Annotated in this window: 19 protein-coding genes; 8 read left to right on the forward strand and 11 right to left on the reverse strand. The window is 48.1% G+C overall.

Annotated features, from left to right (window positions below; translation table 11 throughout):
* The first annotated feature begins 334 nt into the window (after positions 1-334).
* Positions 335-1,339: a helix-turn-helix transcriptional regulator gene (locus tag ACZ5NB_RS00880; protein WP_460230951.1), complete on the forward strand. Its 1,005-nt coding sequence runs from the start codon at positions 335-337 to the stop codon at positions 1,337-1,339.
* A gap of 7 nt (positions 1,340-1,346) precedes the next feature.
* Here ACZ5NB_RS00880 and rdgB read toward each other — a convergent pair whose 3' ends face one another.
* From rdgB to ACZ5NB_RS00915, 7 genes are all read right to left on the reverse strand, one after another.
* Positions 1,347-1,964: an RdgB/HAM1 family non-canonical purine NTP pyrophosphatase gene (gene rdgB, locus ACZ5NB_RS00885; protein WP_460230953.1), complete on the reverse strand. Its 618-nt coding sequence runs from the start codon at positions 1,962-1,964 to the stop codon at positions 1,347-1,349.
* Entirely contained in the window at positions 1,957-2,403 is a 447-nt protein-coding gene (locus ACZ5NB_RS00890) for a DUF4426 domain-containing protein (RefSeq protein WP_460230954.1), read from the reverse strand. The genes rdgB and ACZ5NB_RS00890 overlap by 8 nt, the downstream gene beginning before the upstream one ends.
* 60 nt (positions 2,404-2,463) lie before the next feature.
* Positions 2,464-4,461 (reverse strand): dynamin family protein, encoded by a 1,998-nt coding sequence (locus tag ACZ5NB_RS00895; RefSeq protein ID WP_460230956.1) that lies wholly within the window; start codon positions 4,459-4,461, stop codon positions 2,464-2,466.
* Between the two features lie 217 nt (positions 4,462-4,678).
* Positions 4,679-4,969 carry a DUF167 family protein gene (locus ACZ5NB_RS00900; RefSeq protein WP_460230957.1) on the reverse strand — a complete coding sequence of 97 codons (291 nt, stop codon included), beginning with the start codon at positions 4,967-4,969 and terminating at the stop codon, positions 4,679-4,681.
* 4 nt (positions 4,970-4,973) lie between these two features.
* Complete coding sequence (locus ACZ5NB_RS00905) at positions 4,974-5,564, reverse strand: YggT family protein (RefSeq protein WP_460230958.1); 591 nt, start codon at positions 5,562-5,564, stop codon at positions 4,974-4,976.
* Positions 5,565-5,576: 12 nt separating this feature from the next.
* Positions 5,577-6,392 carry a pyrroline-5-carboxylate reductase gene (gene proC / locus ACZ5NB_RS00910; protein ID WP_460230960.1) on the reverse strand — a complete coding sequence of 272 codons (816 nt, stop codon included), beginning with the start codon at positions 6,390-6,392 and terminating at the stop codon, positions 5,577-5,579.
* A 73-nt stretch (positions 6,393-6,465) separates the two neighbouring features.
* The gene (locus ACZ5NB_RS00915) at positions 6,466-7,179 is read right to left on the reverse strand and encodes a YggS family pyridoxal phosphate-dependent enzyme (RefSeq protein ID WP_460230962.1); all 714 of its coding nucleotides are present in this window, start codon (positions 7,177-7,179) and stop codon (positions 6,466-6,468) included.
* A gap of 100 nt (positions 7,180-7,279) precedes the next feature.
* Between ACZ5NB_RS00915 and ACZ5NB_RS00920 the strand changes: the two genes are divergently transcribed.
* Entirely contained in the window at positions 7,280-8,314 is a 1,035-nt protein-coding gene (locus ACZ5NB_RS00920; protein ID WP_460230963.1) for a type IV pilus twitching motility protein PilT, read from the forward strand.
* 296 nt (positions 8,315-8,610) lie between these two features.
* On the forward strand, positions 8,611-9,756 hold the full coding sequence (locus ACZ5NB_RS00925; protein WP_460230964.1) for a PilT/PilU family type 4a pilus ATPase: 1,146 nt from the start codon (positions 8,611-8,613) through the stop codon (positions 9,754-9,756).
* A gap of 181 nt (positions 9,757-9,937) precedes the next feature.
* On the opposite strand, the gene ruvX is transcribed toward ACZ5NB_RS00925, so the two are convergent.
* The 4 genes from ruvX to gshB all read right to left on the reverse strand — a co-directional run bounded on the left by ruvX (position 9,938) and on the right by gshB (position 13,069).
* Positions 9,938-10,360 carry a Holliday junction resolvase RuvX gene (ruvX, locus tag ACZ5NB_RS00930; RefSeq protein WP_460230966.1) on the reverse strand — a complete coding sequence of 141 codons (423 nt, stop codon included), beginning with the start codon at positions 10,358-10,360 and terminating at the stop codon, positions 9,938-9,940.
* A 109-nt stretch (positions 10,361-10,469) separates the two neighbouring features.
* On the reverse strand, positions 10,470-11,084 hold the full coding sequence (locus ACZ5NB_RS00935) for a YqgE/AlgH family protein (RefSeq protein ID WP_460230968.1): 615 nt from the start codon (positions 11,082-11,084) through the stop codon (positions 10,470-10,472).
* A 101-nt stretch (positions 11,085-11,185) separates the two neighbouring features.
* A complete protein-coding gene (locus ACZ5NB_RS00940; RefSeq protein WP_460230969.1) occupies positions 11,186-12,094 on the reverse strand; it encodes an energy transducer TonB in 909 nt (302 codons plus the stop codon).
* A 24-nt stretch (positions 12,095-12,118) separates the two neighbouring features.
* Complete coding sequence (gene gshB, locus ACZ5NB_RS00945; protein WP_460230970.1) at positions 12,119-13,069, reverse strand: glutathione synthase; 951 nt, start codon at positions 13,067-13,069, stop codon at positions 12,119-12,121.
* Positions 13,070-13,401: 332 nt separating this feature from the next.
* Between gshB and pilG the strand changes: the two genes are divergently transcribed.
* From pilG to ACZ5NB_RS00970, 5 genes are all read left to right on the forward strand, one after another.
* Positions 13,402-13,803: a twitching motility response regulator PilG gene (gene pilG, locus ACZ5NB_RS00950; protein WP_460230971.1), complete on the forward strand. Its 402-nt coding sequence runs from the start codon at positions 13,402-13,404 to the stop codon at positions 13,801-13,803.
* Positions 13,804-13,922: 119 nt separating this feature from the next.
* Positions 13,923-14,285, forward strand: coding sequence for a twitching motility response regulator PilH (pilH, locus tag ACZ5NB_RS00955; protein ID WP_460230973.1), 363 nt, complete (start codon positions 13,923-13,925; stop codon positions 14,283-14,285).
* 52 nt (positions 14,286-14,337) lie between these two features.
* Entirely contained in the window at positions 14,338-14,898 is a 561-nt protein-coding gene (locus ACZ5NB_RS00960; protein WP_460230975.1) for a chemotaxis protein CheW, read from the forward strand.
* Between the two features lie 163 nt (positions 14,899-15,061).
* A complete protein-coding gene (locus tag ACZ5NB_RS00965; RefSeq protein WP_460230976.1) occupies positions 15,062-17,293 on the forward strand; it encodes a methyl-accepting chemotaxis protein in 2,232 nt (743 codons plus the stop codon).
* A gap of 22 nt (positions 17,294-17,315) precedes the next feature.
* Positions 17,316-18,164, forward strand: a complete 849-nt coding sequence (locus ACZ5NB_RS00970; protein ID WP_460230977.1) for a CheR family methyltransferase — start codon at positions 17,316-17,318, stop codon at positions 18,162-18,164.
* The last annotated feature ends 2 nt before the right edge of the window (positions 18,165-18,166 follow it).

An 18,166-nucleotide genomic window follows, 5' to 3' on the forward strand; every position in this document is an offset into this window, starting at 1 on the left:
TAAGGGATATTGACCCTGTTTTTATTATTGTTATTAGGTGTAAGATAAGCGCTGCTTTTAACTCAGCAGTTTCTCGCTGCGTGATGTTGATGGTTTGGTTCTTTTTATTTCTCACCTAGTGAAGCTTGTATAATTACTGACGAAGGGTTTTGCATACGTTTACATGTCCTAACAAAATAAAAAGGAATTTTACTGTTTCGCGAGAGGGAGGTTAGTTAAGTAAAAAATGTGCGTGGACAAACACCTGTAATATTTTTGTAAAAAACCGCTTTTGGGATTAAGACCACGCTTTCCACATCAGTGCAGGCTAGAAATTCTTTTCTGTAGTAACTTTATGGCCACAACTGACTCTCAAGAAAAGCTGCATGAACAGCGCTTTTTCTCTTGTATCGCTAATTCTATTGATCAATACGGGCTTAAAGCGCTACCGCACTCTATCAATACCATGCAGTTAAGTAGTGGGCCCTTTGTAGGAAAAAGTGATGCGATTTTGCACCCTGACTTAAGCATCATACGTAGGACGACTAATCAGTTAATCTATCAAAAAGGTGTGTTTAATAGCGGATACGTTTGCTTCACACTTCACCCTAGTGACCACTGCTGTTACTCCAAAGGTAACTACTCCGGCATGGGGCACGTTTCTATTCAGGCTGGTTTGTCAGAATGGGAAGTGATTACTAAAGCGAATACGATGCACTATGTCTTGCTTGTTAAAGTCTCTAGTCTGTCAAAGCACCTCGCTCCAGATTTACATGCCGTCTTGCAAGCTTTTCTGTTAACGGAGAACCGTATTGAATTGTTTACAGAGGGCTTCTATGACGTTGCGAAGCGAGTATGTGATAGGTCACTTCATGCCAGTAGCTTCAGTGGGTCTCACAATAAATCAGATAGTGTGTTTGGAGAGATACGCAGTGACATATTCCATATTATTGGTTTTTTGCTGCGAAATGGTCAGGTGGAGCAGGTCCGGTCGAATTCTAAGGTGAGGCTTTTGGACAAGGCGCTGGGGTTGATCGGTGAGGGGAACAACTGCCAGCTAAAGGTTTCGGATGTCGCAGACTCTCTCCATACGACAAGACGAGCACTGGAAAAAGTATTTGAGATCTATCTCAATATTAGCCCGAAAGAATATATGAATAGTATACGTTTAAGTGTTATTCAAGCGGAGCTTATTGGAGGGGATAGGACGCAAGGCAGCATCGCTGAAATTGCACGTCGACATGGTCTAACGCACATGGGGCATTTCAGTCGAGCGTATGCAAAATTATTCAATGAGTTGCCAAGTGAGACTGTTGCACGCGCGAAAAATAATCGACTATCTTGCTTAGATTGCCGTTAAAATTGGCTTAGAAAATGCTTTGTTTAAGTTCAATTAATAGCTTTGCCATGGCTTGCCCGCGATGACTGATTTTGTTCTTCACTTCAGGCGGTAACTCAGCTGAGCTACAATTTTTTTCCGCTACAAAAAATAACGGATCATAGCCAAAACCGTTTTCTCCCTGCGCTTTTTTCAAGATTCTACCTTCCCATGAGGCTTGGCAAATAATCGGGCACGGGTCTTCTGGGTAGCGAACGTAGGCGAGCGCACAATGAAAGCGGGCAGTACGCAGTTCATCGGGAACACTTTTTAAGTTGTCTAGTAGGCGTGCGTTGTTTGCGGCGTCATCACCCTGTGTACCAGCGTATCGCGCGGAGTATATTCCTGGGGCGCCTTGCAAGGCGTCAACCGATAATCCAGAGTCATCAGCGAGGGCAGGCAGCTGTGTTTCTCGGCTTGCGTGGCGCGCTTTGAGTATGGCGTTTTCCACAAAGGATAATCCAGTCTCATCAGCGGATGAGACAGAATAATCGGCCTGTGTTTTTAAAGAGAAAGGTAGGTCGGCTAGGATGCGTTTGAATTCTTTTAGCTTCCCAGTGTTATTGCTGGCAATCACTATCATCGAGAGTCGTTGGGTGTTATTCATTAACGTACATTTTTTTAGTGAATTTTATATTGATCGAGCTTTCGCCTGGTAAGGCTACATCAATATCAAAATGAAAATGTTCTTCTTCGGTGACACGTAATTCTGCGATGTAGTAGACGGTGCCGGGTTCTTCAATCTCTTTGAAGTCGAGCGACTTCATTTGTTGCATCAAATTAGTTGCTTTACCCGTAACCTTGGCTGGAATACCTTGGCCTGGCGTACTTTGCGGCACGACGGCAATGTTCACTAAAACGTAGTCTTTACCCCTGACGAGTTGATACCGCTCGGCGATCTTAGGGGTAAGCGATGTGCTACTAAATACACTGTGATGAATATCCAGAGTTCCCTGCCCTGTTTGGACGGCAGTTTTATACTCGTCTTGTGCGTGGCTAAAACTGGAGAAGGCTAATAAGCATAATGCTGACAAAAAGAATTTCATGAGGGTTTTCGTAAATAGTGTTTAAGGTGAAAGCTGACCGGAGGCAGTTCTGGTAATGCGTTAGCCGTTGATGACACTGCGCCGCGCCGAATTGATACTAATGACATTGTCCTGCGTGGGTGCACCCTCAGGCGTTGAGATGTTTAGATTTTCCAGAATTTCGCCCAAGTTGATCAGTGCTTGCTCCTGAATTTTAACATTAACGCGTAATTCTTTAAGCTGCATGTCGATGCCGCGATCTTCATTGCTTAAATTAGCTAGGCGCATCATATGGCGTTCAAGCAATTGCTTCTGATACAGGTTGTGGTGTGTTAGCGGCGTTAAGGCCTCAGCAACCCAGTGATCGACATCTTCTTCCAGGTGTTTGTATAGCGTGCGTACTTCAGTCACCAATGACTGTACAAAGCGTTCGATGACCCGGCTTTTGCTGGCGAATAACGTATCGAGAGATAAACGAAATTTGTTGGCTTGGTATTTAAGCTGCTCTAGATATTTTCGGTAAGGTTTAACTGAAAATAAATGCCTGTCTAAAGCGCCTTTCCCTGCATCGGCGTTTTCGGGGCGATCGTAAATGCCGGCTAAAACTTTGTTTGCGTGCTGTGCTTCGCGAATCATATTGTCGATATTTTTTTCAAGAATATCGAAAAAGTCGGCGATACATTTCGATAAGCCAACGGTTGTCCAGCTTTTGTTGAGCTTATCAGTGGTCGTTGCGACTAATTGTTCTAATAAGACAGGGCTGACAGGCGCCATCAGTGCGGTTCTCTGCCGGTCAAGCAAACGCTGACTAGAACGCAATGCGAGCGCTTGTTTATGATAGCCGGTGTGAGCAACTTTAATGTTGTGTCGCAACTTCGCTAAGTTTTGAATCTGTGCTTCAGCACTGGTGCTGGATTCTAATAGTGCTAGTTCTCGACGACATTCTTCTGTCCGACGCTGTAATACGCTATAGGTGTTGTTGGCGATGGCCATCACGTCGGCGATTGCGCGGTGGTTGGTAATGTGGCGTTGATTGTCGACGATGCGTTCGGCCAGCAGCATTTCCATTTTTAATAAGCTGCTTCGCAAGAGTCTTGGGCGATCATTGTGTGCTTTAGCTAAAAGGCCTTCTTTTGCCGAAATTGGGACGACATGCTCGATGGGTAATTTTAATTGTCGTGCCGTAACCTCTCGCACAGAGCGGATGGCTTTGGCGACTTCGTCTGGTTCGTAAAGGTCATGCCACAAGGTATCGATCTTGTTCAGTAGCACCAGAACCGACATGCCTTGGTTTTCCCGCAATACTTCGATGTGCTCATTCCAGATTGCCATGTCACTGGCGCTAACACCGGCATCAGCAGATAGCAGGAATATGACAGCGTTAGCTTTGGGTAAGGTGTTGAGTGTTAGTTCGGGCTCATTACCCAGGGCGTTGAGTCCGGGCGTATCTATAAGATGCAGCCCTTGGCGCAGCAAAGGGTGATCGAGATTGATCAGTGCGTGGCGCCAGGCGGGGATTTCCACCATGTTACGGTCTTTGCTGTCGCGGGTCAGGGTGCGGTTGTCAAAACCCATGCGGCGCGCTTCACGCTCAGTAACAGACTTGGTCGCCGAGATTTGTGACATGGCATGTTCAAGCTGTTTCGGGTTGCGCGGATCAAAATAAATACTTACCCACTTTTTGGGAATTTTGCGGAAATTCTCCATGCTGGTGTTGGTGCGGCGAGTCTCGATAGGAAGTAATCGCACGCAACAGCGTTCTGACTCGCCGTCATAATAGATTTCCGTCGGGCACATGGTGGTGCGGCCAGGGCGAGACGGTAGGATGCGTTGATTGTACTCAGAATACAGCAGCGCATTGATGAGCTCGGTTTTACCTCGAGAGAACTCACCCACACATGCGAGCGTAAAATAATTGTCTTCAAGCAGAGATAGGGCGTGTTCGAGGCAGTGATGGGCCTCAGTGGAGCGAATGCGGTGCTCGCTAAACCACGACTGAAACGACTTGAGGTGCTGTTGCAGCTCGGTCTTCCAGCGATCGTAGCTCGCCATTTGGCGATATAGCGATCTTACATCCATCAGGTGCCCTTAATCAGGTGTCAGCAGCTTGCTAACATCGATTGTTGAAATTGGTTGTGAAATTAGCCCCTACTAATTAAAACCGAATTTAAGCGTCGTGGGAAGTGATGTGTTAAATGACTTTTTTCATCTAACTCGTTGAAAAATAGATTAGTTTGCGTGGTTTCCATTGGGGGCGGGCTATTCGGCGGGTTCTGTCGTCAATATGCGCCACTGATCACGATTTGATTAGCTCGGAGACTATCGGTGGTAACTGTTGAGGGGCGACAATCGATACAGTTTTCTGACGACTGGTATGGCCTTTCAGGAGCGATACGTGGCTTTTGGGTACGCCAAAAGCCTTACTTAAGAATTTAATGAGCTGGGTGTTCGCTTTGCCATCGACCGGCGGGCTGCTGATGCGTATTTTGAGAAGCCCGTTGTATTCGCCGACAACTTCGTCTTTGGCTGCGTTGGGCTGCAGGATGCAACGCAGCGTGAGTGAGCCGTCAGCGTTTTTACTAATCACGGCATTACTGAAAGCCAAGCACGATGCTGGGAATCAAGCGTGCACTGGTTGCTAAGTCATTGACGATAATGCGGCACACCTGAATCGCGAGAAATGCAAAAATGGGTGTGATGTCGATGCCACCCATTGCCGGGATAATCTTGCGAAACGGAGCGGTAATAGGGTCGACGATTTGCCGGATCAGCATCAAGAAAGGGTTGTAGCTCATAGGAGCAACCCAGCTGGCGATAATCATGACTATCATGCCGAAGAAATAGAGGTACAGCACCATGGAAATGGTGCCTAAGAAGCTCCAAATAATGGCGTTGCCAATAGGCACAATGCCAAAACCGACTACCAATCCTAAAATCAAAATCACCACGAAGTGGAAGGCCAAAGCAAGGACTATCGATGCGATATCGATGCCAAAGAGGCCTGGGATGACTTTGCGAAGCGGAATGAGTAAGGGGTTGGTTGCTTTGACGATAAACTGTGAGACCGGGTTGTAAAAATCAGCCCGAGCTAGTTGCAGCATAAATCGTAGTAGGATGATGGCAAGGTATAGCGAACCTAGAGAGCCAATAATCAATAAGCCTATTTGAGCTAATGTGCCCATTCAGAGTCTCCTTTAAGATAATTCGTTGGCCATTTCTTCAGCGCGAGCGGCGCAGGCGGCCATGGCGCGTTCAACTACCGCGTGGAAGTCGTCATGTTCGAACGACTCAAGCGCTTTCAATGTCGTACCACCAGGGGATGATACTCGGCGGCGTAATTCGGCTGGCTCAACATCGCTTTCGCTAGCCAGTTTGCCTGCCCCAAGGCAGGTTTGTATCGCAAGGCGGCTGGCCGTTTCTTGGGGTAGGCCTTGCTTCACACCGGCGGCAATCATCGCCTCCATCATCAGGAAGAAGTACGCGGGGCCACTGCCAGATATGGCTGTCACTGCGTCTATCAATGTTTCGCTGTCGAGCCATTCAACGATACCGACGGCGCTCAGCACACGTTCTGCTAATTGCTTATCGTTGTCTTCGCATTGCTCATTCGCGTAGAGACCGCTGGCGCCAAGTTGGACGAGCGCCGGGGTGTTGGGCATGCAACGCACGATCGGTAAATGACCTCCCAGCCATTGCTGGAGGTGCCCAGCCGTAATACCTGCGGCAATGGAAATAATGAGTGGTTGCTGCAGGGCATCGCTCAGATCCGAGCAGACTGTTTTCATGACTTGGGGTTTAACGGCCAGGACTACCGCCGCTGCATTGGCTACGGCTTGTTGGTTATCGCTGGTGACATGCACGCCGAAATCGCGATTTAGCTGTTCTAAGTTTTCTCGCACAGGGTCGCTAACCGTGATTGCTTTTGCGTCATAGCCCTCTGCGACGAGTCCGCCAATGATGCTGCTGGCCATATTGCCGCCACCAATAAAGGTGATTGCTGGGTTACTCATGTACTGCTCCAAAGATTATCGAATTATGTGTTTACCGTTAACCAGTTAAGTGGCTTTGGTTAGTTGCCTTTGGTTAGTTGCCTTTGGCTGGCAATGGATTTTCTCTCGCTCCAAATATATCCGTGCCGACCCTCACCATCGTGGCGCCCGCCGCAATAGCCGCTTCTAAATCGCCTGACATTCCCATCGATAATGTATCGATATGGGGGCTGGCGAGTTGTTGCTGAAGGCGGGCAAATTGATCTCGCACCTTCATTAGTGCTGTGAGTTGTTCCTGGTAGTCTTCTCGCGGTGCGGGAATGGCCATCAGCCCCCGTAAGCGAAGGTGCGGCAAATCGACTATACGCTCCGCTAGGTCGATCAATTGATCGGGTGTTATACCGCTTTTGCTGGCTTCGTTGTCAATGTTTACCTGTAGACAGACATTGAGTGGTGGCAGTTCACTCGGCCGTTGATCATTCAGGCGTCGTGCGATTTTTTCTCGGTCAACGCTATGCACCCAATTAAAATGCTGCGCGATGGACTGCGTCTTATTGCTTTGAATGGGGCCGATAAAGTGCCATTCAATATCTAGGTCGGCTAAAGCGAGCTGTTTTTCCAGGGCTTCTTGCAGGTAACTTTCGCCGAACTGCCGCTGCCCCGCTTCGTAGACTTCGCGTAGTTTCTCAGCGGGTTGCTTTTTGCTGACGGCTATAATTTGTACGCCTTCTGGGTCTCGTCGTGCACATTTTGTCGCCTCGTGCACTCGGTCGCGGACTTTGATTAGTTTGTCGTGCAAGTTATGCATATACTTGTAGAGGTTAACCTGATTGAGTTACAACCTTCATTTCCCGATCTAACTGATTGAACTGCAAACATTTTACCAGCTAATCGACTAAGGTAGTTGTATGGATATTACGGAACTCCTGGCGTTCAGCGCAAAACAGGGCGCTTCTGACCTTCATTTGTCTGCTGGCTTGCCGCCTATGATCCGCGTTGACGGTGACGTGCGTCGAATCAACCTGCCTCCAATGGAGCACAAACAGGTTCATAGTCTGATCTACGAGATTATGAATGACAAGCAACGTAAGGATTACGAAGAATTTCTCGAAACAGATTTCTCTTTTGAAGTGCCGGGCGTAGCGCGCTTCCGCGTCAATGCATTTAACCATAATCGCGGTGCGGGTGCGGTTTTCCGTACTATTCCTTCCAAGGTGTTAACCATGGAAGAACTTGGCATGGGTAACGTATTTCGCGACATCTGTGCAGTACCTCGTGGTCTCGTGTTGGTGACAGGGCCAACGGGGTCGGGTAAGTCCACGACGCTTGCGGCGATGATGGACTACATCAACGACAACAAATACGAGCATATTCTGACCATTGAAGATCCGATTGAATTCGTTCATGAAAGTAAAAAGTGCCTGGTAAACCAGCGCGAAGTGCATCGTGATACTCATGGTTTTGCCGAGGCATTGCGTTCAGCATTGCGTGAAGATCCCGATATTATTCTGGTGGGTGAGATGCGTGATCTGGAAACCATCCGCCTTGCGTTAACTGCGGCAGAAACTGGCCACTTGGTGTTTGGCACGCTGCATACCACTTCCGCCGCTAAAACTATTGACCGTGTTGTTGACGTATTCCCCGCAAATGAAAAAGCTATGGTACGTTCGATGCTATCGGAATCGCTACAGGCGGTAATCTCACAGACGCTATTGAAAAAGAATGGCGGTGGCCGTGTGGCGGCGCATGAAATTATGCGTGGTACCTCAGCGATTCGTAACTTGATTCGTGAAGACAAAGTGGCGCAAATGTATTCCGCCATTCAGACCGGCGGTTCGTTGGGTATGCAGACGATGGATCAGTGTTTGACTGATCTAGTTGAGCGTCGCATAGTCACTCGCGAAGTGGCGAGAGAGAAAGCGAAGATGCCCGACAACTTCTAAGATGCACAAGAAGTGCGATGAAAGCGCGCTGGCCGCGTCAGCTCCATGCTCGAATCCTCATGTATTACATATACACTCCGGTTCTGCGCGTGTTGCTTTATTTCTAGGATGGGATGTATGCCGGTAATGTAGGAGCAATTGTCGGCCCTTGCCAGCACACTTTCCTCACTCTTTTTGAGGCACCGTAGAGAGGCAGATTTGTACACGTATAGAAAAAGCGAAGTAAATAATTTGATTCAGAGTGGAAGTTATCAGGATAAATTTCACTCCACAAAAAAACCAGGGGTTTTTTAAACATGGATTTTGATCGCTTACTAAGTCTGATGGTTGAAAAAGGTGCGTCAGATTTATTTATTACCGCGGGTGTGCCGCCATCGATGAAGCTGCACGGAAAAGTTGTGCCTGTAACAACGTCACCTCTTTCGCCTGAACAAGCGCGCGAAGCGGTACTAAGTGTGATGAATGAGCGTCAGCGTAAGGAGTTTGTCGAAACAAAAGAATTAAACTTTGCGATCAGTGCGCGCGGTGTGGGTCGTTTTCGTTGTAGTGCGTTTTATCAGCGCAACTTGGCAGGTATGGTTTTGCGCCGAATTGAAACCAATATCCCCAAAATTGATGAACTGGGTTTGCCGGAAATTATTAAAGAGCTGGCGATGACCAAGCGCGGCTTGATTATTTTCGTGGGTGCAACCGGTACCGGTAAATCGACATCGCTTGCCGCAATGTTGGGACACCGAAATCGTAATTCAAAGGGCCATATTATTTCTATCGAAGACCCGATTGAATTTATCCATCAGCATCAAGGCTGCATTGTCACGCAGCGCGAAGTAGGTATTGATACTGAATCATTTGAGATGGCTCTTAAAAATACTCTGCGTCAGGCACCTGATGTTATTTTGATTGGTGAGGTTCGCTCTCGAGAAACTATGGATCACGCCATTGCGTTCGCGGAAACAGGTCACTTGTGTTTGTGTACCCTTCACGCCAACAATGCTAACCAGGCATTGGACCGTATTATTCACTTCTTCCCAGCGGATCGTCACTCGCAATTGTGGATGGACTTGTCGCTCAACTTGAAAGCAATTGTTGCGCAACAATTAATTCCGACACCCGATGGCAATGGTCGTCGTGCTTGCCTTGAAGTCATGCTCAATACGCCTTTGGCGCAAGATATGATTCGTAAAGGCCAAGTGCATGAACTGAAAGAATTAATGAAAAAATCTACCGACCTGGGCATGCAAACGTTCGATCAGGCATTGTATGAATTGTATGATCGTGGCGAAATCACTTATGAAGACGCCTTAGCGTATGCGGATTCACCAAACGACCTACGTTTGATGATTAAGCTTGCTTCAGAAACCGATGCCGAATACTTATCTCATGCGGCGGATGAATTAACCATTCAAGAGGATGAAAAAGATAACGGCGGACGTTTGTTCTAATCCATCGCGGGTCTGTGTCCGATCTATTTGAACACTTATCAGTATTATGCCGCTGTTATTTTTGAATGCGCCGACAGACTTTGTCGGCGTTTGCATTTCTGTCTCGAGAATAACAAACCCCATACTTTTTTTAAGCTTGTAGGGTGAGGTTTAAGAAAATTCGAGTTGGTAGGGCAAAAGTCTATTGTTTACTTTGCTCATGAAACCAAGACTCTAAGATTAATCGTGCAGCAATCGAGTCAACGGGGTTCTTTTTGAAATCGAGGGTTTGTCGTCTCGCCATCGCCTCTTCTTTTGCTTCGTAGGTTGATAGTCGTTCGTCCATCAGGTGCGTTTTAATGTGAAAACGGCCGTTAAGTCGATTGGCAAACTTTCGAGCGCGGGCTGCGAGCTCGCTTTCGCTGCCGTCCATGTTGAGCGGTAGGCCTATGATTAACAGGTCGGGCTGCCATTGTTGAATTAATTCTCCAACCGCGTTCCAGTTGGGTACGCCATCGTTAGCTTTAAGCGGTTTTAACTCGGAAGCTGTTTGCGTGATCGCCTGTCCGACGGCAACACCAATGCTTTGTGTGCCGTAGTCGAAGGAAAGTAGGGTGGTTGGCATGAGCGGTGAGTTTAATGATCGGGCGGCTAAAGGGTTTTATAGAAGCCAATAGGGTTAAGAGTAAGGGCGCTCTATCGGAGGCGCTGGTAATTTTTAGTGTATCGGCAGTCTAGGCGTGCCCAGCTGTTCCGTGGATGAGGTTTAAGTCTATGCCAAGATATTTTGATGCCGCTGCCCAGCGGTGTTCGCAAGGCGTATTGAATAAAATATTCTTGTCAGCTGGCACGGTCAGCCAAGAGTTAGCAAGAATTTCTTCTTCTAATTGACCAGCGCCCCATCCTGCATAGCCCAACGCTACAACAGCTTTATCTGGCCCAACCTGATTCGCCATCGCTTCTAAGACGTCTCGTGAGGCAGTCAAACATATGTCGTCCGATACCCGAATGGTTGATTCGTAATCGAAGTTGCTTGGATGAAGGACGAACCCACGATCCATTTGCACCGGGCCTCCGGACATCACCATATCTTGAGAGATTGGGCTGCTACGGTCCAATTCCAGTTGCTCGAAAATATCGCCAACATTGATGTCCAGTGGATGATTGATGACGATGCCTAATGCGCCCTCTTCTGTGTGATCACAGATATAGGTAATGGCATGGGCAAACACTGGATCCCGTAGGCTTGGCATGGAAATGAGAAACTGATCGCGGAGGCCGCCTTCTGACAGCTCCATGCCACTTTGAAAGTGTTCTTCGAACGATTTGTGAGGAGTTAAACTGGCCATGCCTTTAAGTATTGGGGTGCTCGGGAAGGAATACAAGCGCTAAACGCAGATATCGCTAAATCTGTAGCGTCTAGTAACGTGTTTTATATAGCGCAGCGGAATTAGTTGGTGGTTAGGCCGGTGATTTCGAAGCGCCAGGTGCGGATGATTTCAAGTTGATCCACATCCTTTGCAATCTCTGGAGGGAAGGGTTTAAAAGGCGATGCCAGGTGAACGATGCGCAGTGCCGCACTATCCAGGATGCTGTGTCCTGAACTCGACATCAATTCATTGCTGACGATGGTGCCATCGGATTTGAGTACCGTGGCCATACGCAGTTGCCCGTAAATGCCTTGGCTTAGCGCTTCGCGAGGGAAATTCTCGTTACCGACCCGTTCTACGGTTTGACGCCACTCATTGAGGTAGGCGGCATCGGCAGATGCAGTCGTTGAGATGCTGGTCAGGCGTCGAATGCGTGGTTTTTTTGCGTAGGCTTGTTTTTGTCTGTCGAGCTTGGCGCGTAAGCTGGCAATTTCTGGACTTATGAGCGGAATATCGCGCTCTTTGCCTTCTTGCTGTTTTCGGTTCTCAAGGTCGAGGGTGTTTTCTCGGCGCGCCACCTGAAGCGTTGCGTTTGATTCCGTGCGAATCACCTCTTTGGGCTCCGCAACCTGCTCGGTGCTTGCCATCTGCTCGGGTAGAGGTGTCATCTCTCTAATCTTCGTATCAGCGAGTGGTGCAAGCTTGTCCGTCGTTAGCTCTTTCGGGTCGGTTAGCGTACCGCTGCCTTCCTGGTTGAATTGCGCTTGGAAATCAGCGTCCTCTGGTGTCTTGTCGCTTTTATGTGTTGCGAGCGTGATTTCGAAGGTAGGCGGTACCGTGGGTTCTGCACTGTAGTGAAAGCTCACTCCTAGTATCAACAGAGCATGCAGTGCGATAGCAATAAACGCCGTAAAGCTGAGGCGGTCATTAGTGCTAACCTGGGCATCCGAGAGGGTGGTAGCAGGTTGCGATGTGCTGCTGTTTGTCATAGGTGTTGTTGGCTCAAGAACGGCTTATTTTGGCAATCGAGCGGCAATGGCGTCCATCAAGCGCCCGCCAATATCAGTATCGTATGCTGTGTTGATTTCTTTAGCGCAGGTCGGGCTAGTGACATTAATCTCGGTCAGGTAATCACCGATGACGTCGAGTCCCACAAAGAGTAACCCTTTTTCTCGCAATGCGGGAGCGACCTGCTCCACAATCCAGTGATCTCGGTCAGTTAATGGTTGTGGTCTGCCGGTGCCGCCAGCAGCGAGGTTGCCGCGGGTTTCGCCTTCTTTGGGGATGCGTGCCAAGCTATAGGGAACTGCCTCACCATCAATGACGAGGATACGTTTGTCGCCTTCTTTAATGTCAGGGAGGAATTGCTGGGCCATGATAGTTTCTTGGCCATTATTGGTTAGCGACTCCAAAATCGCACCAAGATTTCGGCCGTCTTCGCCAACACGAAAGATGCCGCTTCCACCCATGCCATCTAATGGTTTAAAAATCACGTCTTTGTATTCGGTATGAAAGCTTCTCAATATGTCGAGGTTGCGGCTAACCACGAGAGGGGGGCAGCATTCGGGGAACTGGGTGGCAAACACCTTTTCATTGCAGTCGCGCAAGCTCTGCGGTTTGTTGACGATAAGCGTACCCTTTCGCTCTGCGGCTTCGAGAATGTAGGTGGAATAAATATATTCCCCATCAAATGGTGGGTCTTTTCTCATTAAGATGGCATCTAGTTCATCCAGATTGATCGTTCGACGATCACTCAATTGATACCACTGGTCGGGGTTATCAAATACCTCGCAAGCTTGAGCAACAGCTTTGGGTGTACCCTTCTCGAGGAAGAGATCACGTTGTTGGATATATTCTATGGTCCAGCCACGTTTTGCTGCTGCCAAAAGAAGGACAAGTGTGGTGTCTTTGCTAAAATTGATGGAGGAAATCGGGTCCATCACCACCCCTAGCTTAATGCTCATAGGCCTCTTCAGTATTTGAGTTGGAGTTATCAAGTTCCGGTTAATTTTGTCCCGATTGCAATGGAAGGTGAAGGTAAATCACGCCCTGTTGGTCGGTGGCGAAACATTACGGTTTTCAGCCCGGGTTCGCAACTGATTAGTGGTCGCTAATTAGCTGCCGTTCGGTCGATTGAAAACCCAGTTTTTGCCATTTATTCAGCGGTTTATAGATAATACCTGAATTCTATGTTAAAAGATTTGCACCTATGCGGTTCCCTGGGAACTACCACCGAATTGCGACTGAGCGTGTAGTTATCAAAAGCAAAATTTTGCAATAAAAAGGTCATAAAAGTATGGAGATGAACCTCGAGAGTCTAAAGGTGATGGTGATCGACGACAGTAAAACGATTCGTCGCACGGCCGAGACTTTGCTTAAAAAAGCCGGCTGCGCAGTCGTCACGGCAACCGATGGTTTTGATGCACTGGCGAAAATTGCCGATACGCGTCCCGATATCATTTTCGTCGATATTATGATGCCGCGTCTTGACGGCTATCAGACTTGCGCGCTGATTAAAAACAACAGTGAATTCAAAAGTACACCAGTCATCATGCTATCCAGCAAGGATGGTCTGTTCGATAAGGCTAAGGGCCGCATCGTCGGATCGGACCAGTACTTGACCAAGCCGTTCAGTAAAAGTGAGTTGTTAGGTGCCATTGAGGAGCATGTAAAGCCCAATCAGGCACAGGCGTCTTAAATTCTCGCTCGAACTGCATACACTGCGTTGAGTTCGCTTTGATCGGTGAATCCGGTTGAGCGAAGCGCAAGATAATAACGTTTATAAATTTTCAGATAACCAGTCTCCCGGAGTTAAATATGGCAAGAGTATTGATCGTCGATGACTCTCCAACCGAAACGTACAAACTGACCAACATGCTTGAAAAGAATGGTCATGCGGTAATCACTGCAGAGACTGGAGAAGACGGCGTTGCCGTTGCTAAAAAAGAATTACCCGACGTGGTATTGATGGATGTGGTTATGCCAGGTCTTAATGGTTTTCAGGCGACACGCCAGCTTAACAAGAGTGCGGAAACTACCAATATTCCTGTCATTATCGTGACCACCAAAGATCAAGAAACCGATCGTGTATGGGGTATGCGTCAAGGTGCTAAAGCCTATTTGACTAAGCCCATCGACGACAAGTTGCTAATGCAAACCATTAAAGAAGTCATGGCATAAAGGGTAGGACGTGATGCCCGCATCACGTCCACAGCAAGGATAACGTTTACGCATGTCACAACCACAAACCGCTTTTAACGCTTTAGTCGATTTGGCACAACGCAGCCGCAGTGCGGCAAAAGGCTTGCCATCAGAAGCTAAAGTGCAACCACATTGGAGTGGTATCGGTTTCACCCTGCTGGGTCAGTACTTCGTGGCACCAATGGGCGAAGTGACAGAATTACTTGAGCATCCTCCTTATACTAAATTGCCCGGTGTGCAGCCTTGGGTGATGGGGGTGGCCAATGTTCGCGGTCGATTGCTGCCCTTGATAAATTTGCCTGCTTTTATGGGCGGCCGTCTTGAAGGGCAGCGTAAGCGTCACCGCGTGTTAGTGCTTGAACAAGGTGATTTATATACCGGTCTGGTCGTTGATGCTGCGTTAGGTATGCAGCATTTTCCAATCGATACCTACAACGAAGGTGTTGCTGAGCTTGATAAAGCGCTGCAGCCTTACATGGCGGGCAGCTACGCCAATAGCCGTAGTGCCATTACCAGCGACGATCAACGCTGGTACGTTTTTAGTCCCGCCAAACTTATCGACGATCCACAATTTATTAATGCAGCGCAATAGACTTTTTTAAAAGCCTATGCCCTGTAAGGGTGTTCATCGCACCCTGGTACCAGTTGTTCAATCCTTCATAGGCAGATAGTGCTTGTGAAGAGTAAGTTTACAGAATCCATTGATGATTAGCTGTGTTGTGCAGTAAAGGCAGAGACGCTCAGGAGCGCGTAGCATGAAAATCGAATCTAAAAACATCTTCGCTACCATGAAGGATAACCTGGCAATGACATTGCTCATTGTCCTTTTCATCTTATCCTTCCTTGCGATGGGTGCCAGTGGTCTTATCGCTCAGATGCAGGGTGAACGAGATCAGGGCTACATTCAGTTAGCGGCGGAACTGCGTGTGCAGTCAAATCAGGTGACCGCGCTAGCTCGTGATGCTACCAACGGTGATGAAGCCTCATTCGGCCAGTTGCAAACTGTTATTAATAACATGACACAAACGTGGAATACGCTGCGCGCAAGTGACCCTCGCACGCGGACGGCGGTAGCGTCTGAATTTGCGCGCTTTGAAGCGATTTGGGAGCGAGTAAAAGAAAACTCCAATACGATTCTAACTAACAAAGACACGATCATCTTCCTAAATGATGTGGCGGCAAACCTTAACCAAACACTGCCTGAACTGCAGATTGAGCACGAAGAGATTAAAGAAATCTTGTTGGAAAACCGTGCGCCTGCGGCACAAATTGTTGCGGTGCAGGAACAAACATGGCGGGCAGAGCGGATTGGTCGTAACGTAGAGCGCATGCTCGCGGGTGGATTTGATGCGATGCAAGCTGCTGACCAATTTAACCTTGATGCAAACTTATTCGGTAAATTCCTTAACGGTATGCAAGAGGGCGACGCTGCTTTAGGTATTTCACGCATACGAGATCCGTTTGCAGTTGAAAGTTTGAGTGAAGTGTCAGAGCTTTTCGAGTTCGTGAACAGTTCGGTACGAGAAATCTTCGAAGCATCTCCAGCACTATTTGGCGCACGCCAAGCAACAGAAGCACTGCTCGATGACTTGCCTCAGCTCGGTGAAGCACTTGCGGCACTATCTACCCAAATTGATGCGCAATCGGCGGTACGTGTTCCAAATAATGCGACTACCATCGGTGCAGCAGTTATCGCGTTTATCTTGTTGGCGATTATCGGTATTCGTGTTTACGCCGGTACGCGTGGTCGATTAGTTGATACTGCGAACACTAACGAGCGAAACCAAAACGCAATTCTACGTCTTCTCGATGAGCTAGCTGACCTCGCAGACGGTGACTTGACTACCACGGCAACGGTAACCGAGGATTTCACTGGTGCGATCGCTGACTCGATTAACTACACCATTGACCAACTTAGGATCCTGGTATCGCGCATTAATGAAACGGCAGTAAACGTTGCGCGGGCATCGCAAGATACACAGCAAACCGCATTGCATCTCGCTGAAGCATCTGAGCACCAGGCGCAAGAAATTGCTGGAGCATCCGCGGCGGTTAACGAAATGGCGGTCACCATTGACCAAGTATCTGCGAACGCCGCTGAATCAGCATCGGTTGCGGAGCGGTCGGTATCGATCGCGAACAACGGTGCAAAAGTGGTACAAAACACCATTCACGGTATGGACACCATTCGTGAACAGATTCAGGACACCTCAAAACGTATTAAACGCCTCGGTGAATCATCACAGGAAATTGGTGACATCGTATCGTTGATTAACGACATTGCTGACCAAACCAACATCCTCGCACTTAACGCGGCGATTCAGGCATCGATGGCGGGTGACGCCGGTCGAGGCTTCGCGGTGGTAGCGGATGAGGTGCAGCGACTGGCAGAACGTTCAGCCGCTGCGACCAAACAGATTGAAGCGTTGGTTAAAACGATTCAGAACGATACTAACGAAGCCGTTATCTCGATGGAACAAACCACTGCGGAGGTGGTACGTGGGGCTCGCCTAGCACAGGATGCGGGTGTGGCACTGGAAGAAATCGAAAACGTATCGTCATCTCTTGCGGAATTGATTCAAAACATTTCGAACGCGGCACGCCAACAAGCATCCTCTGCGGGCCACATTTCAAATACGATGAACGTTATTCAGGAAATTACTTCGCAAACTTCTGCGGGTACGAGTGCAACGGCAGACTCGATTGGTCGCTTGGCAGAAATGGCCGGGGATCTCCGTGAATCTGTAGCGGGCTTCAAACTACCTGAAGAACTTGCGATGACGTTTAGCAATACTGGAACAATGGAAGCTATAGCTGACGCAGATGACTTCGCGGATGAAGAGCTGGCTGATGATGACGCGGTAGAGTTAACTCTAGATGACGAAGTGTCTGAAAGTGATTTTGCTGAACTCGATGTGCCAGATTTAGACGACGATCTTGATATCGACTTATTAGATGATACAGAAGATGAAGAAAAAATCGCTTAGATAGCGATGCTCAGCCACAAGGATGGTATGGAAACTTCAATCTGTTGCGACGTTGACCGATGCTGAATTTGAGCAATGGTCAAAACTACTAGAAGCGCGAACAGGTATATTGCTGGGTAAACACCAGCGAGCGTTTTTGGAAACACAAATCTCAATGCGCATGCGCGAATTGGGTTTTACTGAGTATTCAGAGTACTACACCAAACTCGGAGAAGGAGTTTGGGGGAAAGCAGAATGGTCGGTGTTAGTTGACCGACTCATGGTGAAAGAAACCAGTTTTTTTCGCCATAAACAATCGTATGAATGCGTGCGACGATTGTTACAAGACCGGATCGATAAGCAACAACTGTCTGGTAGCTTTGACGTGTGGAGTGTAGGTTGCTCCACGGGGGAAGAGCCTTACTCGTTGGCAATGTTGTTTAACGACTGTTTTGAACTGGCAAAACTGAAGCCTTATTTTGGGGTGTTTGCCACTGATATTAGTTTGCCGGCTTTAAGTCGCGCTCGTGAAGGGATTTACCCTAAGCGAAAATTGGAGCGGCTAAGCGCGCAGGAAGTAGCACATTATTTTATTGATCTTGGTGATGGTAATTACCAAGTTAAAGAAAAGCTTCGAGATCGATTGTGTTTTAGCCAAGGCAGTGTGTTGGAAGAAAACATCATGCCGGCTGAAAAGATGGATGTGATTTATTGCCAAAATGTGCTGATTTATTTTCGGCGTTGGCGGCGACGAGACATCCTGAAAAATTTAGTCGATCACCTAAAACCCGGCGGTCTATTGGTCATCGGTTTGGGTGAAATGGTGGATTGGCGTGATCCAGATTTAGAGCGCCATCCAGACGAAAGTGTTCAAGCTTATATAAAACGCTAGCT

This window comes from Aurantivibrio plasticivorans (genome assembly GCF_055392955.1).

Bases quoted from the DNA above. Each gene is read 5' to 3' on its own strand.
- ACZ5NB_RS00965 (WP_460230976.1), top strand. From the start codon at position 15,062: ATGAAAATCGAATCTAAAAACATCTTCGCTACCATGAAGGATAACCTG.
- ACZ5NB_RS00895 (WP_460230956.1), bottom strand. From the start codon at position 4,461: ATGGATGTAAGATCGCTATATCGCCAAATGGCGAGCTACGATCGCTGG.
- ACZ5NB_RS00940 (WP_460230969.1), bottom strand. From the start codon at position 12,094: ATGACAAACAGCAGCACATCGCAACCTGCTACCACCCTCTCGGATGCC.
- proC (WP_460230960.1), bottom strand. From the start codon at position 6,392: ATGAGTAACCCAGCAATCACCTTTATTGGTGGCGGCAATATGGCCAGC.
- ACZ5NB_RS00915 (WP_460230962.1), bottom strand. From the start codon at position 7,179: ATGCATAACTTGCACGACAAACTAATCAAAGTCCGCGACCGAGTGCAC.
- pilG (WP_460230971.1), top strand. From the start codon at position 13,402: ATGGAGATGAACCTCGAGAGTCTAAAGGTGATGGTGATCGACGACAGT.
- ACZ5NB_RS00970 (WP_460230977.1), top strand. From the start codon at position 17,316: ATGGTATGGAAACTTCAATCTGTTGCGACGTTGACCGATGCTGAATTT.
- pilH (WP_460230973.1), top strand. From the start codon at position 13,923: ATGGCAAGAGTATTGATCGTCGATGACTCTCCAACCGAAACGTACAAA.
- ruvX (WP_460230966.1), bottom strand. From the start codon at position 10,360: ATGCCAACCACCCTACTTTCCTTCGACTACGGCACACAAAGCATTGGT.
- ACZ5NB_RS00960 (WP_460230975.1), top strand. From the start codon at position 14,338: ATGTCACAACCACAAACCGCTTTTAACGCTTTAGTCGATTTGGCACAA.
- ACZ5NB_RS00925 (WP_460230964.1), top strand. From the start codon at position 8,611: ATGGATTTTGATCGCTTACTAAGTCTGATGGTTGAAAAAGGTGCGTCA.
- ACZ5NB_RS00905 (WP_460230958.1), bottom strand. From the start codon at position 5,564: ATGGGCACATTAGCTCAAATAGGCTTATTGATTATTGGCTCTCTAGGT.
- ACZ5NB_RS00935 (WP_460230968.1), bottom strand. From the start codon at position 11,084: ATGGCCAGTTTAACTCCTCACAAATCGTTCGAAGAACACTTTCAAAGT.
- gshB (WP_460230970.1), bottom strand. From the start codon at position 13,069: ATGAGCATTAAGCTAGGGGTGGTGATGGACCCGATTTCCTCCATCAAT.
- ACZ5NB_RS00880 (WP_460230951.1), top strand. From the start codon at position 335: ATGGCCACAACTGACTCTCAAGAAAAGCTGCATGAACAGCGCTTTTTC.
- ACZ5NB_RS00890 (WP_460230954.1), bottom strand. From the start codon at position 2,403: ATGAAATTCTTTTTGTCAGCATTATGCTTATTAGCCTTCTCCAGTTTT.
- ACZ5NB_RS00920 (WP_460230963.1), top strand. From the start codon at position 7,280: ATGGATATTACGGAACTCCTGGCGTTCAGCGCAAAACAGGGCGCTTCT.
- rdgB (WP_460230953.1), bottom strand. From the start codon at position 1,964: ATGAATAACACCCAACGACTCTCGATGATAGTGATTGCCAGCAATAAC.